At 59.6% G+C, this 17,009-nt stretch carries 5 protein-coding genes; 1 reads left to right on the plus strand and 4 read right to left on the minus strand.

Annotated elements, in window-relative coordinates:
- Window positions 1-60 precede the first annotated feature (60 nt).
- The 4 genes from METLA_RS0108565 to METLA_RS0108585 form a co-directional block, all read right to left on the minus strand.
- On the minus strand, window positions 61-10,446 hold the full coding sequence (locus METLA_RS0108565; protein ID WP_024298155.1) for a filamentous haemagglutinin family protein: 10,386 nt from the start codon (window positions 10,444-10,446) through the stop codon (window positions 61-63).
- A 30-nt stretch (window positions 10,447-10,476) separates the two neighbouring features.
- On the minus strand, window positions 10,477-12,084 hold the full coding sequence (locus tag METLA_RS0108570) for a ShlB/FhaC/HecB family hemolysin secretion/activation protein (protein ID WP_024298156.1): 1,608 nt from the start codon (window positions 12,082-12,084) through the stop codon (window positions 10,477-10,479).
- 459 nt (window positions 12,085-12,543) lie between these two features.
- On the minus strand, window positions 12,544-14,226 hold the full coding sequence (locus tag METLA_RS0108580) for a PKD domain-containing protein (protein ID WP_024298158.1): 1,683 nt from the start codon (window positions 14,224-14,226) through the stop codon (window positions 12,544-12,546).
- A 10-nt stretch (window positions 14,227-14,236) separates the two neighbouring features.
- A complete protein-coding gene (locus METLA_RS0108585; RefSeq protein ID WP_024298159.1) occupies window positions 14,237-15,865 on the minus strand; it encodes a hypothetical protein in 1,629 nt (542 codons plus the stop codon).
- Window positions 15,866-16,536: 671 nt separating this feature from the next.
- Here METLA_RS0108585 and smbP point away from each other — a divergent pair.
- Window positions 16,537-16,869 (plus strand): small metal-binding protein SmbP, encoded by a 333-nt coding sequence (gene smbP / locus METLA_RS0108590; protein WP_024298160.1) that lies wholly within the window; start codon window positions 16,537-16,539, stop codon window positions 16,867-16,869.
- The last annotated feature ends 140 nt before the right edge of the window (window positions 16,870-17,009 follow it).

Genomic DNA, 17,009 nt, shown 5'->3' on the forward strand with positions numbered 1-17,009 from the left:
GATGCGCTTCGCTTATCCACCCTACGCAGGCAAGTCATGAATCGGAAAGCATTTTTAATCCTAAGTCCCGCAACCCGGCTTGCCGTCGCGGATTTCGCCGACGGTGCAATCGCCATAGCCGACCACATCGGTGCTCAGAATGCTGACGACCGACGTCTGCTTATCTTTTTGCTCGCCGTCGTCCTGCTCGCCGTTGCCCCCGGCGCCGTCGCTTGCCGATTTTGCCGCGCTGGTCGCGGCGCTGTCGGCGCCTGAAGGCACGACAGGCGCCGGCGCCGCGGTCGGTACGCCGACCGTGCCGCCGGAGGCCTGAATGTTCGAGGCGCCGACCACCGCGGTCGCGGCAATCACGATCTGGCCGCCGCTGATGCCGGCTTCGCCCGCGTCGACGATGCCTTGCGGCGCCGCCAAGGTGACCTGGCCGTTGCCGATCGCCTGAATACCGCTGCCGGAAACGATCGGCGGGAAAATCGTGACGATATTGCCTTTCTCGTCGACCAGGGTAACCGGCGGCGGCGCGGCGATCGCCGATTTGGCGCCCTTGCCGGCGTCGATGCTGCCCTTGGACGACCAGACGGTAATGTCGCCGCCTTTCAGGGTGAACACACGCGACTGGTTGACGTTGAAATCCTGGTCGATCAGCGCGTTCAAATCGCCTTCCTGCTGCACGACGATGCCGAGTTCGTTGGCAGCCTTGCGGATACCCGCCAACTGCCCCGCCAGGCCCACGTCGATCTTGCCGCCGGGGACGGCCATGTTGATGCCGCCACCATCCAGCGTCTTGATTTGGCTGAAGACCAGGCTGAGATCGCCGTCGTAGCTGTCGCCTGGAAACAGCGCCTTGATCGCGTCGAAGCCGCGTTGATAGAGTTCGGCCCGCTCGCCTGCCGGTGCTGCCGCCGCGGCAGCAGCCGACTGCTTGATCTCCTCGAACAGGACCTTTAAAAACGTGTTCAGATGTTCACGTTGACCCTGTTCGTCGAGACCGGCCAGCGCCTGCAGTTCCGCCCGGTATTCGGGGTGCGTTTGATAGCGTTCGATGAAGCCGGCGTAATCGACCGCATCGGAGAGCCCGGCCATGACATTGATCGCCGCGCCATTCGGGCTCAGGGCCGGATTCACGATGTTGCCGATCGTCCGAATGCCCGCGGAACTGCCGAGATTGATGTTGCGACCCGCCAGTACCTGCAATTGGCCGGGCCCTCCGATCTCGATCTTGTTCGGATTGGAGAGCACGACCCCGTCCGGGCTGATTTGGGTATTGAAAGCAATATCCCGGCCCGCCTGTATCAGCGAAATGTCATCACTCGCCAGATTTTGTCCGGACAGGCTCAGGTTCTTGATGTCCCTGCCGGCGCTGAATTCGGACGCCTTCGGCAGGAAGAAGATCACCTGGGCGCCGGGAGCGAAGGCGATGTCGCCGAGATTGGCCCTGATCACCGGTTTGCCGGCGCTGCCTTGGTGCACCGGCGCCGCGGCATGGATGATGCTCGCGACAGGGCTGAACGGATCGAGCCGCTCCCGCGCCCGGATCAGGCCGTCATGCAGACTGCCTTCCAGCGACCGGACCGGCGTCAGCCTATCCGGCAATAACGAGACATCGGCATCCGACATGTTGATCGCGACCGTCTCGCCGGCGACCGCAGGCGACCTGACGTTGCGCCCGGCCAAAAGCTCCAGTTGCCCTTTCGCCGACGGGAACAAAGTCATCGATTTGTTGATGCCGATATCGCCGGACAGCGCGGCCGCCTTGACGCTGCCGGGGTAAACCGAATATTCGAAGCCGGCGCCGGCCGTGTTCTGGAAGTTGATGTTGCCGGCGGACGCCAAAAACCGGGCCGCGCTATCCGGGCCGTAGGTGAAGAAGCGGGATTCTCCCCCGACGATCTGGGTCTGTTTCAGCAGGGTCGGGTTGTAGACGCCGCCGATGTTGATATCCTGGCGCGCCTGGACGTCGAAGCTGGCATCGCCGAGTTCGAAGATGGCGCCTTGTCCTGCGGCATTGTTCGCGATGCTGCCGCCGGCCTTCAGGGCGGCCGTGCCCTGGCCGGTAAAGAATTCGCCGCCGATGATGTCGTTGCCGGCGGTCAGCGCCAGATCACCGCCGCCGTTGACTGCGATGCCGTTCTTGACCCACTGATTCGGCGTGCTGCTGACCGTGCCGAGCGGCTTGCCGGTGGTCGGAATCATCACCGAAAGGTTCCGGATATCGCCGCCGGCTTCGACTTTGACATTGCCGCCGCCGAGCGCGCCGACGTTCTGATTGAAGTTTCGGATGCCCTTCGCGGCAGGGATGCTGCCGGTCTGGCTGCTCCGGTCGCCGCTGATATTGATGCCCCAGAGCGTCGGCGTAGCGTTTTCCGCCAAGTTGCCACTCCGGACCAGCCAGTCGGTCATCTTTTGCCCGGTGTTCACGCCTTCGATAGTGCCGCCGGCCCGCAGGGTGATGTCGCCGCCCTGGGTCGGGAATTCGGCTTTTTGAAACAGCGTGCCTATCCGCGTTTCGTCCAGATAACCGAAGCGGAGCAGTTCGTTCATCAGTTCCGGATCCTGGCGGTTCAGGTAATCCGCATCGCTTTCTCCGTCCAGACGAGCAGGCAGCCCCGGTATCTCGCCGCGCAGCAGCTGGTTACGCGTGTATTTCGCGGTCGTGCCGATCGTATAAACGGCCGCGGCCGCCGACGCATCGGACGAATCGGCGACAAAGCGCAGATCCTTGCCGGAATCTATCCCGATCGAGCCGGTGCCGGTTCTGACCTTGACCTGGGTCTTGACCAAGGTGCTCGAATTCGGCGCCGCGGGATTCCGCGCCAGGTAGGAACTGGCCAGATTGACATTGCCGCCCGCAACCAGGTTATAGCTCCACGATTGCCCCTCTTGCAGCATGTCCTGATAGACCCGGTTGTTTTGGCCCGGAACCGAAGCGACCGCGAAGGCGTCGCTCAGCGAGGCATTGATGTTCAGATCGTTGCCGGCTCTCAGGGTCAAAAATCCCGGCAGGGCGGCGTTGCCTTCCGCATCCTGATAACGCCAGTCGATCAAATCCCAGGCGTCCGCCAGGGTCAGGTTTTGTCCGCCGCGAATTTCGAGGCCGGGCAACAGATCGATCGCGGCGGCGGAAAGATTCTGGATAGCCGGCGCGTGATTCATGAAATCGACGGTATCGGCCTTCCAGGACGCGATATTCGCGCTCGTGATCACAGACTGATTGTCGTAAACCCGCGTTGCCTCCAGCACGCTGTGATCGGCACCGGCACCGGTGATCGAGGTATTGACCGCGCTGATGTTAACCGCATTGCCGTCCCTGCCGGTACGCAAATGCAGCGACCCGCCCTGGCCGACTTCGCCGCCGGCCACATCGATCGCGCCGCCCGCGGCGAGATCCAGCAGCCCGCTGCCGGTGTCGTCCCGGTGTACGGTATCCAAGGTGACATGGCCGCCGTCGGCGCCTTTCAAGGATGAACTCGCATCGATTCCGGCACCGCTGCCGAGGGCTATGCCGTTTCTGCCGTAAATCGCGACCTCGCCGCCCTGGCTGCCGCTGACGTCGACCGTTCCGTTCAGCGTCACCTTGCCCTGATCCGCCGCGAGGCTGAATTGGCGCGCGGCCACGTTATCGCCGGCCGCGAGAGTCACATCGCCGCTACGCTGACGCAAAGACACTTCGCCGGAAAAACCAGCCGCCGCAAGCTTGCCGTTCAGCTCGGAAAAGCCGCCGTCACCGAAGGTGTTTACGTCCAGACGCAGGCTTCCCTGGCGCTGTTCGGCATTCGCGAGCTCATCCCCCACCGCGCTGACCAGACCGTTCCAGAGAAATTGCCCCTTCGCCGCGCGTACATCGAGCAGACCCGCATCGCCGGCCTGCTTGCCGCCTTTGACCGCGCCGGCGAGATCGATCTCGGCACCGTCGGCCAGAATGATGTTGCCTATACTCGACGCCAGCAGGACGGTTCCCGCCGACGAGAACTGATCGATCGTGCCGAACGGGATCGTTTGCCCTGCAACATCGATCACCGTGCCCGCATTCAAATTCACGTTTCCACGCAAGGCTTCGAGTTCCAGAATCCCGGAAGGCAGATCGAAGCGTCCCGAGCTGTCTATCGTATCGGCCTTAATCGACCAGCGGGCACCGAGGCCGCCTGGCGCTAGGCCTATCGCGGTTGTGGGCGAAGCCAGCGTGACGTCATGCCCTGTCGCATCGATACGGGTCGTGGCGCCGTTGCCGCCGATAAAATGTCCGGCGTTTAGGGTCAGGTCGCCGTCGACACGCCAGTTGCCCGGCGCGGCCAAGGCGCTGTTGCCGGTCACGGGGTCCTGGACTTGCCCCTGGCCCTTGACCGCCTCGCTCGCATTGACGGTCACCTGATGGAAGCCATCGACCGAGTAGTTGCCGCTGCCGAGTTCGAATTCGCCGGTATTGAAAACCAAAGTGCCGGAGCCGGTCCCTGCGCGCTCCGAGCTTGAACCGCTATTGAACAGGCGGATGCTGTCGGCGGAGAATTCGGCCGTAGCACCGGCATTATTGAAGCCATTGATCGCCGCCGCGCCGATTTTGAGCTGTTTCGCCTGGATGCCGACAGCGCCGTAAATATCCAGATCGCTCGCGCTGATCAACTGTAATTCGTCCAGGTTGAAAGCGGTGTTCGACAACACCAGGCCAGGCGTGTTGACCGGCGCCTCGCCGAGGCTGATACGGCGCGATTTCAATGCCAGCGACCCCCCCTGCATGTCTATGTTGCCGTCGAACACGGTATCCCGGGTCGAATCGAGCCCCATCGAGCCGCCGGCCGCGAGCCGCACGCCTTCTTCGACCACCAGCGTGCCGGTGCTTCCGGTCACGGCCTTGTCGCGCACGACGTTGACTTGGTCCGAGGAAGACACCCGCAGCAAGGCGCCGTCGCTGTTGGCCGTGCCGTTTGCCGCCAGCTTATTGTCCACCAGCAGATCGAAGCCCGGCTTACCGGTGCTGCCGGTGCTCTCGATCACCGCGCCGCTGTCCAGTTTGATTTGATCGCGCGCGGCCAGAATCAGCTCCTGTCCGCTCAATTGCACGTCGCCGGCCACGTTCAGCGTCTGCGTCGACACCTTCACCCGCTGTCCGTTCTTTTCCTTGCTGCGCACGCCGCCCAACAACAGGCTCGGCGCATTCAGGTTGTTCAGGTCCTCGTCGAACAGGCTGACCGTGCCGGCCGGGCTCGATGCGGCATCCTCGCGACTGCCGACCACTCGGAGGTTATCGGCGCTGATATCCACCTGTCCGCCCAGGCCGTTCAGACCAGGGGCCGCGGCCAATTCGGCGCCCAGCACCAGACTGTTGTGCACGTCGATCGACAGGCTGCCGGCGTCCTTCGGCAGTTGCGGCGCCGCTGTGCCTTCGCCGGCCGCCTTGTCGGCAAAAAACGTATTGGCCGAATAATCCTTATATTCGGACCGGGTCCTGGCGATATCGCCTTGTTCGACCGCAAAACCCTGCCAGCGTGCATCCTGAATGCCGGCGCTCGGATCGCCGTAGCGTCCGGCGACGATGGTCGCCCCGGCAAAATCCTGCTGAACCTGTCCGGGCTGCAAATCCTTGAATCCCTGCCGTGGGGTGACCAGATAGGCGCCCGGCAACAGGGCGTAATGGGCCGGCAGCAAGGTGTACCAGCCGGCGCTGACGCCGGAGCCTGCGCTCAGATAAACGCTGTCGCCGACGTTCAGGCCCGATCCCTGAAACTCCAAGGGGTCGAAGGGCGTCAAGGCATTGCCGAGCCCCGGCATGATCGCGAATTGCGGCGTAAAGCCGGCGCTGTTCGGATTCAGCACATCGGTGCTGCCGCCCGGCCCCGGGATGAATTCGTAAGCATAGAGATCGCCGCCGCCCGACAAATCGACCTTGGCGCCGTCCTGCATCGCAATGTCTTTCCCCGAAAGCGTCAGCCGTTTTTCCGGCGGCGTGTTGATCAACAAATTGATCGAACCGGTCGCATCCAGGGGATAGAGCCAGTTCAGTCCGCCCGACACCTGGCCGAACGGCACGGTCAAATCGCCGCCCGCGACCGAGGTCAGGCTGCCTGGCGCGAGTTCGAGCGTCTTTTCGGCATTCAGCGCCAAGGTGCCGAACGGCGCCTTCAGTGTGCCCGCCTGGATGATGTTCGGCGCATTGACGGTCAATTTTCCGCCGGCCGAAAGCACAGGCGCCGAGGCGCCGCCGCTGTTTTCAATGCGTACGGTTTCGCCGCCGCTGCCGCCGACGTTGATCGTGTAATCGGTCAAGGTGGACGGATAAACCTGGCTCGCCACGATCGTCAAATCGCCGGCCAGATTCAGCACGCCAAGAAAATCCTTGGTATCCTTGAGACCCCGAATGCCGATAGCGCGAACATCGCCCGCGCTGGCCAAGTTGACCTGGCCGAATCCGTTGAAGCTCAAGCCGCCGACCAGATCGATGCCCTTTGCATTCACGGTGAATTGCCCGCTGCCGCCCACCGCATCCGGCGCCAGTTTGCTCAAAAACAGCCCGTTGCCCAGTTGCGTATCCAGACGGCTTTGCGTGGAGCCCAAGGCCGCGTAAGCGGTGCTCAAAGTCACCTGTCCCCCCTCGGTTTTAAGACTCGGGGAATCGAGGACGATGCTTCTCGCCGCATCGAGCCGGACATTACCCTTGAACAGGATACTGCCGGTATGGGTATTGCCGGCGACCGCATCGGTCTTGAATGCCAGGTTCGCCGCGCCCGAACGGCTCAGTTGGGTGCTATTCAGCAAGGCGCGGCCGTTGAAGGCGCTATCGATCGCATCGCCCCGCCTGAGACCTGCAGGAATGGACGCCGTTGCCGACTCGCTGATTTCAAGCGCGCGTGGCTTGGTCACCGCCTTATCGTCCGGAAAACCGCCGCCCGGAACCGGAAAATCCGGCTTTTGCCTGAGGCCGCCGTTCAGTTCGACCGCCAGCGTTCCGCCGGGGGCGCCGTTGCCGCCTTGCGCCTTGAACGCGCCGTCCGCCAGGATGCCTTCGCCCGCCTTCAGGCGGATCGAGCCGCCTGCGGAGGAAATCGACTTGGAAACCACCCTGATCTGGGTCCCCCGATCCGGGATTTCCCTGAAATCCAGCGTGCGGGTGGTGCCGGACACATCGATTTCCGAACCGGCGTAGGTCACGATATAACCGCGATTCGCGGTCAACATCACCTGGCCGCCCGCCAATACGTCGCCCATGCGCAGGCCATAGGGATTCAATTCTTCCTTATAGACGCCGCGCGCCGCCAATCGGCTTTCGGGCCCCAGCCAGATGCCCTGAGAGGCGAAGAACCCCGAATCGCCGGCGGACGGAATGTCCAGGGTCAGAAAAATGTTGCCCCCCGGCGCGTCGATCGCGCCGTCGACGAATATCGAGGTATCCGAATGCAACGCTACGGTGCCCTGCATGTCGGTCTTGATCGAGGCACCCTTGCCGATGCTCACTGCTTCATTCCGGTTTTGGCTCGCCAGTTGAGCCAGAGACAGCGTCAGATTCGTCGGGGTGCGCAAGAATTCCGGCAGGGTTACCACCGAACTGACGTTTTTGACCGGGGTTCCGGTAGGCTTCAGGTAAGCGGTGCCCTTCAGCTGCAAATTGCTTTGCAATGGCCGCAGTTGCACGTTATCGGCCACCTTCAGGCCGTTAACATTGGAGGTGATGTGGTAATCGCCGAAGCCGCCCTGCTGAAAAAATTCGGGGTTCAGCACCAGGGGCGTCGCCGTGGAATCCAGACGTCCAGGCACATCGTCGGCGGAACCGATGACCACCTCGTGGGTGCTGATATTCAGTTGGCCGCCGTGATGCAAGGCCCATCCCGCCAGACTGCCGTCCAGCGTCAGGCTTGAAACCTTGCCGCCCGCCTCGTGCGTCTGTGCGAGTAAATCGATCGAGCCGCCTTTGCCGTCCGCCAGCGCGCCGTCGGTCTGCATCCAGGCGCCGCCGCTGACGTCGATCTTGCTGCCCTGGTCGAGGCGCAGATCGCCCTGTTCGGTGATCAGCGCGACATGGCCGCCGTCTATCGATACCGGCGCCAATGCCTTGCCGTCGCGGACGCTCAACCAGTCATTGACCCATAAGCCGCTGACGTCGATCGAGGCATGGGGCCCCAGCGTGATGTCGCTCGGCAGCAATCCCGAAGTACTCAAGGCTATCGGTTTGACCGTCACCTTGCCCGAACGGCTGGAAATCGATCCGAACAGCTCAAACCCGGTCGATGCCAGGCTCAAATCCGCCTGATCGACCATGTCGATATGGGCGTCTTCGTTGATCCGTATCGCCCCGTTGGTTTTGATATCGACGCGGCGGACTCCGGCGCTTTTGAACAGACCAGGGTCGAGGTTCAACGCAATAGGTTCCGCCGAACCGTCGGCTAGGCGCGGTAAGGGATCGTCCTGCCCCAGGGTTGATGCGAGCGGATTGTGGCCGAAAACGATGTCCTGCTTTCCGAACAGATTATCGTTGTTCAAATCGATGCTCAGCGCACTGCCCGGAGCGCGCTGTTCGGGCGTTCTCTGGTAGGGGCCGTCGACCGTGGTGCCGTCGAGCACGCCGTCCAGCAGCGCTTCATAGGCGCTGATGTTCAATTTGCCGCCTGCCTTGCCTTCGACGTAGCCTTTTTCGTAGCGCTGCGTCAGAGACTCCGCCGGCCAGCGCTGCCTGATCGCCCAGGGCGCATATTTGACCTTATCGCCATTCAGCATGGCTTCGTATTGCCGGTTCGGATCGGCTGCTGAAATATCGAAAACCTCGCCGTCCGCCACCAGTTTGGTGGTGCTGATGACCCCGTCCCGGTAACTGACCGAGCCGCCGGAAAAATCGAGCACACTGCCCTGCTTGGCAACGACATCCCCGCTCGACTTCAGATCGATGGTGCCGCCCGAGGTGCTGCGTTCGTCGATATTACGGGCGATGCGGTCCACCGCGCCTTTAATGTCCGCAATCGGCAGACTGGCCTTGGTCAAGGCGCCCGTCTCCGGGTCGTAAGCCATGTCGGCATCGCGCAGATCGACAGAGACCTTCTCGCCGGCCAAAATGCCGTCGCGCTGCAACGGCGAGTCGCGCAACTCGTTCTTGCGCAGTTCCACCTCGACGACATTCCGCTCCATCGCCAGACTGACGTTTTTGACGCCGGAAACGTCCACCTTGCTGCCGGCTTCCAGATAGATCCGGGCATTACCCTTGACCGTGGGATTCGCCGGGTTGTCCACCGCCTGAATCGAGACATTTCCGGATTTCGCCTGGACCAAAGACTGGTCGCGCAGCCTTACCTGGTGTCCTGAGATTTCGATTTTCGAGCGTGGCTGGGCCTGCGCGTCGATCGCGGTCGCGGTTTTATCGGCGTCGAGGTCGACGCGGGTCAGGCTGCCCTTGTCCAGCGTCACGGTTGCCCTGGTGCCGAGACCATCGTCCTGATCGGAAGCCCTGAGCGTGGCTTTGGGCAGCAGCTTGCCGCCAGTCGCCGAGGGGCTCTGGATGCCTTCGCGCGCCAACAGTCTGACGGTGCCGTTCAACTGCACCGAGGTGGTGGCGGAGGCGATGCCTTTCTGGTTGACCGCGAAGCCCAGCAGGCTGACGTTGCCGCGTTCGGCCAGCACCTTGCCGACGTTATTGACTTCCCCGCCTTTATTGACTTCGACCAGCAAACCGCGCACGTCCGAGTCGCCGCCGGCTTCCTGCAGATAAACCTTGTCCTGCGCGCCGGCAAGTATCGTTTGTCCGTCTGGCGTTTCGATCGTGCCGGCGTTGGTCACCGTAGGCGCCGCGATGATCACCCGGCCGCCGGCGCCTTTCGTTTTGATTTGCGCGCCCTGGTCGATGAATACCTGAATTTTGATCTTGTCGCCGTTCTGATCGCGCAGGTATTCACCCTGATCGTTTTTCAGGTAAATTTCGCCGTTGCCCTGCAAGGCGGCGCTATTGTCGATATCGAAAACCTTGGTGATGCCGCGCTGAAACGTTTTGTCGCTGATGCCCAAGGTCGTCGCGACCAGGGAGTTCACGTTGACCTGCGAATCCTTGCCGAAGACGAAACCGTTCTGATTGACCAGATAGACCTGGCCATTGGCTTCGAGCGAGCCCATGATGCGGCTCGGGCTGAGATCATGGATGCGGTTCAGCGCGATCGAGGTCGACCCTGGCTGGTCGAAACGCACGCTGCTGCCGGCGTCGATGTTGAAGCTTTTCCAGTCCAGCGTCGCCTTGTCGGTGATTTGCTTGATGTTCAGGGCATTGCCGGCAATGGCGCCGGTGGCCTGCCCCTGGGTCGCAATATCGATAGGCGTCTGGGTCAACGGCCCGGTGTTCAGAGGCACGGGCAATTCGGCGCGCACGGGCGGCACTTTGGCTCCAAACGCCAAACAGCCGGCGATCAGCATCCGGATCGCCAGCACCAGCGGCTTCAGCCGAAATGCCTGTTCATTGATTCGGTGAGTAGAATAATGCGTCATCATCCAATACCTCAGGTAAGCCGTGGTGCGAGGTTAAAATTCATAAGCAAGGCGAAAATCGATACGCTGATTGCCGACATCGACCGTACCCTGCCGATACAGCGGATAAGCCCAATCCAGCTCGCCGGTAAAATGTCTGAATAGCTGCGCGCGAAGGCCCAGCCCCGCGCCGGCCAGGCGGTAGTAATCGGGGTTGCCTTCCAGCGGCTTCTGAATCCACAGGTAGGCATAATCCATAAAGGCATGCAGGCGCAGATTGTCGACGGCATCCCAGCCTTGCCGTTTAAGCATCGGCGATTGCAATTCCAGCGATAAATTCACGCCGTCATCGCCCAGCTGCTGGGTCTGAAAATAACCGCGCACGCTTTGCTGGCCGCCGGCCGAGAACTGCTCGTTACTGATCAGGGGGCTGTAAGACAACTGCCCCGAGGCCCTGGCGGCGAGGCGGAAATCCCAGAACAAGGCGCGCAGATGTTTCAGATTACCCGTCAAGTAGGCATAATTGGTCGGCGCATCCTGACGCCGGCTTTCGAACTCCATCTGATTATTACCGAGCCCCCGGATAGAAAAATTACCGGCAACGCCGAGGGTGGTGATCGCGCCATCCTGCCGCAAGCTGCCGTCATAGCCGATCTGGAAGGCGGGATAAGTGACCGGGGTCGGCTCCATGTCCTGGCCCTGCAAAGTCACGCCCTGATTGAAATTTTTGTAATCGAAACCCAAGGTCAGGCTTTGGGTAATATTCTCCTGTAGGCCAAATGGCTTGACCAAACGAGCGCCGTAGATGCTGCCGCTGCCGACGACCGTCAATCCGCCCACCGTGGTACCGGTCTGCACATTGGAGCTGATGCCTATCCCGTATAAGGCCAGGCGCGTATCGGCCCAGCCTGTCGGCAGCACATAGGTGCCCGACCAGACTTCGACTTCGTCGTAATTTTCGGGAGAAACCTGATATTGCAGCGAGGCGCTATGGAAGCGCTGCCACAAGTTATCGTAACGCAGCGAGGCGATCAGACGCGTCCGCGTGGTATCTTCCGGATTGCGGCCGTTCACCTCTAGGCTGCCGTGCAACGGCACCTCGTCCTTCACGCGCAATTCGACCTCGGTTTTGCCCGGCGTGGCGCCGGCACGAAAAACCGGCGTCACCTGGCGATCCGGCGCTTCCTGATTCAAGGCGGCCAATTGTTGCTGCACCTCGGGCATGTGGGGAACCTGGCCTGCAGCCAGGGCGGGCACGCCGGATCGAATCTTGCCCAAGGCGTAATAGCGGGAACCGGAAATTTTGAGCCGCTCGACCGTGCCTTCGACCACTTGCAGGCGCACCGAGTCGTTGACCACGTCCTGCTCAGGAATCTCGACGACGACCGTCGGATAGCCGTTTTTCCTGTACACCTCTTCCAGCGTTTGCCGGGCTTTCTCGACATCGTCGATCGATTTTCCGGGCCCGAGAAACGGGTACACAGTTTTTTCGATCAACTGCTGATCCAGCACCGTATTGCCGTCAACCTGCAACATCAACAGATCGAATGCCGGCGCGGCCTCAACGGTTTGGGCGGGCTCGGCATGAACTTCGGTCCCTGCCGGCGAGAATAATGAAAAAACGCTCCATGTCAGCAATGTGCGTCCAATGAATTTATGCATAGATTTCAAATAACCATAATATATGCGTCATATAGCACATTGTGTGCCAACACCTATTTAATTGAAATTTAATGGGTTTTGTAAAAAACACCCGACTTTTGTGCTGATACAGCAACAGCGACTGCTGATGAGCTGTTGATGAATCAACAGCTCGCTCATGATTTTTGTCTCCTCGCAACGGCTGAATCGGCCGGGAAGATATGAAGCGGCGATGACATCCGGGCCGCAGGGGCGCGGTTCCGGAATGCCATGCTTGAGTGACAAGCTCCGGCCATTGCGGTCGGAGCGATAGAACGAATTACCCCTTTCCTGCATGCCGCCGCGGGGACCGAGGCGGGAAGCCCCGCAGCCTAGCTACACTCCTTCCTGCCGCGACCTTGCATCGCAGCCTTTGCCTTTCATTGAGTCTCTGATGCCGATGCAATCGGCAATGTTGCCGGACATCCCGTCCGGTCTGTGTCAATTGGCATTCGGCTGCTGACACTCCGTCAGCGGCGCGTCCACCGGATTCACCGTCACATTCGCGGTCAGCGTCTTCGTATGAGAGTTCGCGTCGGTAAGGGTTGCGGTGATCGTATACGTTCCCGGCTGTCCATAGAAATGCTCGCCGGTCGCCGAGACAATGCCTTGATTGAGCGTGGTCGGGTTGTCACTTAGGCTATCACCCCATTCGAATTTAACGGTATAGGGCTGCGTACCGCCTGTAATATCGACCTTCGGTTGAACCGGCGTATTAAAGGCCACGGCCGCTTGCGCCAAAGTCAACGTGCCGTCCAATGCCGGCGCTTGCGGCTCGGAAACAGTAATGTGAAACGTTTGCGCCTTGTTGCCGTTTTCGTTATCGGTCACGGTAACCGTCAAATCGTATTGTCCCGCTACGGCATAGACGTGATTGGCCGATTTGGTGAAGACGCCATTTGCCAACGTCTCCTGCTCGTTCTGGCTGCCGTCGCCCCAGTTAAACGCAACCGTGTAAGGGCTCGTGCCGCCGGTGATAGTCTCGGCTTTCGCGGTGACCTGGCCGCCCTTCACGACCGCGTCCGCACTGACGCTCAAGGCGGCATCCAAAGCCGGCACGGCCACCTGAATGGTTTCAACCGCACTGGATTTTTGCGTACCGTTCGCGTCGATGACCGTGACTTTCTGGCTAAAATTGCCGGCATTCGGGTACTGATGGCCGACCGATTTCGCGGTCACGCCGGCGCCCAATGGGAACTCTTCGGCAGCCGTGCCGTCGCCCCATTCGAACTTGACCTTGTAGGGTCCCTTGCCGCCGGTGATGTTGGAAGCTCCGGCGGTGGCCGTGCCGCCCGTCGTCAACGCTTTTTTATCCAGCGCAAACGCCGCATTCAACGGTTGCACGTCGGCGACCTTCACGATGACCCTGTCGCTCGCCTTGGCGTTATCGTTGTCGGTCACGGTCAACTCGAATTCCAACTGCGCAGCCTGAGCCGGACTGACGAACGAGGCTTGCGCGGTTTTGGTATTGAGCAATTTGATTTTGGGATCGCCAGGTTTTTTCAAGTGCTTCCACTGATATTTGACGATTTGACCTCCGCGCGCGGCATCCGGATCGGTGCTGAGGCTCGCCAGCGTCACGTTTTTGGAATATTCCGCATCGATGTCGAGCCCGGCATTCGCCAGCGGCGCCGCATTCAGCGGCTTGACCGTCAGCACGGTGGTCTTGACCGCACTCAGCCCCTGAGCATCGGTAACCGTCAGCTGGAAAGTGAACTTGGCGGGCTTGGTCTTCTTGGCGGTCTTTTGAGTCGCAGGCGCCGTCAAGCTCGGCTTGGACGTATTAGCGCCATTGACCGTGATGGCCGGCGTACCTTTGGTTTGCGTCCAGGCATAAGTCAGGGCGCCGCCTTCGGGGTCCGCGCTGAGACTGCCGTCCAGCGTGACCGGAGCGCCTTCATCAACCGGCGCAACCTTGACGATACTGGCTTTGGGCTTTTTATTGCCGGCGGCTTCCGCCAAGGGCGAAACCGCCAACGCGAATGCCAACAGCCAAAGTCCGATCGCCAAGCGGCCGCCCCAGCTAAAACCGGGGCTAGAATCGCCATCGAGACGACCCGACGGCGCATTGTAGAGCGGCGGGAAAACCCGCTCGCCAGCATGAGCATGAAAAAATAACGACATGTTGAATTCCTTATTTCAACTGAATCTGAAGACCACCTGTGGCCTGATCATCGGCAACCGGCACGATTCCGGTTTGAGTCGAACCGGTAGCCGTGCAGTAATGGGTCAAGGGAACCACAGGATTGTCAGGGTTGAATGGGATGGATGCGATAAAGCCTCTCGGATCTTTGGTCGTCGCAAAGATGCCGCTGAGGCCGAACGGCAGCTGCGTATTCACGGCCTTGGCGACGGTCGGGCTACCCAAATCGTCGGCAAACGCCTTCAGCAGCGTTTTTTTATCGGTCCACTGCGCATCTCCGGCTTTATCGGTACGATAAAGCACGACGCCCTCTGCCCAATGCGGATAAACCCCCGCCGCAACGTTCTCGATGGTCGGCGCATAACCGTCAATCCGCACATAGCGCCACGGATTCGTACCGGCATCCTTGTCGCCGCTGTTGACCGCAATACCCCAGATTTTTTGCAAGCCAGGATTCAAGCCGGAAGCATTGGTGCCATTATTCCAGTCTTTCAGCAAATTATTGGTCGCGTTGACGCCGCCTGGAGACTTGACGACCGGCGCCGCAAGGGCTTCATCGCCATTCGGGGTGTTATCCGCCGGCTTGTTGGCGTTTGCGGTGCCCGGATAATTAAGGAACTTGGCATAGGCGACCGCCCCGATCGCCGCCCCCTTGTTGCGTCTGCCGACGCCGACTGGCGATTTCCCATCTTCATTATTGAACGGAGCCGCTATACCGGCGTCGGAAGCGACTTGGGTCAGACTGACCGCTTCATGCGTATTCTTATCAACAATCTTAACCTGCTCCCAATTGCTGATTTTGCCGGCCAGAATGGAGGCCACGAAGTTCCGGTTCAGATTGGGCAACGAATTGGCATCGTAAGTCCCTATCTTGTCCGCAGTAATAGGCAATGATCCCGCTCTTATTTGCGCCGCCTGCAACACCTTATACAGATCTTCGGTCACCGCGATGCCATAGACCAATCCACCGGTAGAAACCTGAGTAAATCCTGCCGGAACTTGGTTCAGATTGAGCGGCCAATTCGGTTCGGGCGCGCCGGTCGTCAATTCATTGACTTGTTCAGGGTAATTTTCGGTATTGGGTTTCAATAGAATATCCGGGTCCACACCCAAAAATCCGCCATCGGAAACCGCTTTGGTTAAATAAGCGGCGGCATTGGCACCGCTGATGGCTTTTTTCCATTTCTTGCCGCCGGCCGCGCCATCAACTTCCCAATCCGCCTCATTTAACCCAACGATTTTGAGGTGCTCCAATGGCAAGCCTTCGCCGTCATTGGCAAACAGCGGCACCACACCATAGCCTGCGGCCCCGTAGGAACGTTTTTCGAAAATAATCTTCTTGCCGGCCAGGCCGCCGGGCAAATTGGCATTGCCGGTAAAGTAAAACGCCTGCCAGCGCCCGCCGATGCTGGACCCGTTAACATCACTGAAGGTATCCAGAGACCCCGGCGCTGCCAGAGTTTCAGAGACAACCCGAGTAATGGCCTGATCCTGTGCGGCGCCGCCGGACGTATAAACGACCAAATCCGGCGCGCCATCCGTCCACGGCGTCAAGGCGCTGGCGGACTGGGCGCCGCACAGCATGGAAACGGCCAAAGCCAGTTTGTGTGATTTTTTCATAAGGCATACCCTTTCAAATGAAATTAATACGGAAAAATAGATGCAGACCTCGAAAACAAGAGTCAGCTACCCGATTAAGTTCTATGAAATAATCATGCCAATCTATAACATATTGTTTGTATTAAATATTTATTTGAAATACCTCTACTTACTGTTGCCGTACAGACAGCCTCTGCTGATCCACTGCTGATATGCCAGCAATTTTTCATGGCGCACTGTTCCGGCAAAGCCATCCGCCCTCGACCGAAACCCTATAAAATCAAATGGTTGAATATTTGTGACGGTCTTCACACTTCATCTATCCATTGGCCTGCCGTTATCGCGGAAAGTTAAAGCGATCGCGACGCCCGCTCGTCTCAGAGCCCTGCTCTCAAGATACCGTATTCGAACGCTTATTCCGGCGTCCCTGCTGCTGCTTGGCGAACAGTCATTCAGCAACCCCTGTTTGAGATAGAACAATACGTTCGTCCCTCCATCCGTATTTCTCTTTAGAATCATGCCGTTAAATATTGGCATATAAATTGAATAGCTAACTATAGACAGCAAGATCTGCCCTTAGCCTTTGATTGCAATCCGCGAGTCAATTTTTAAAACCGACCGTTTCCATTGATAGGCAGTATCTGACGTCTAGTGATTTTTGAATTAACCCCATAATCCATAGAGGTGATTTTATGAAAAAGAATATCGCGATGATTTGCGCCCTGTTATTTGCCAGCACCGGCGCGTTTGCCGAGGAACATGCCGCCGAAGCCTTGAAACACGCAGGCCACGCGGTTACCCATGGCCAAGCCGGACATGCGCCGCAATTGGTCGAGCATGCCGAAAAAGCATTGAAGCATGCACAGTCAGCAGAAAGCGCCGCGAGCGGCGAAGCCAAGACGCATGTCGTTGCCGGCATTAAAGCGTTGGAAGAATCCATCGCCCACGGCAAACAAAACCATGCCGAGGTTGCGACCAAACACGCCGAGGAAGCCGTAACGCATCTGCAAGCAGGTAACAGCTGAGCATGACGGGTTAACCTGTTGATGCGCTTGTCGAGTTAAACCTTCAAAGTCTCCTTCTCCCCACGGGATGGGCTCTCTCCCATCCCGAAGCTTTCAATTCAGCCTCACGCTGCCATAAATCTTGCGGACGGGTTCACCCA

Origin of the sequence: Methylomicrobium lacus LW14 (genome assembly GCF_000527095.1) — a bacterium.
GTDB classification, from domain to species: Bacteria; Pseudomonadota; Gammaproteobacteria; order Methylococcales; family Methylomonadaceae; genus Methylomicrobium; species Methylomicrobium lacus.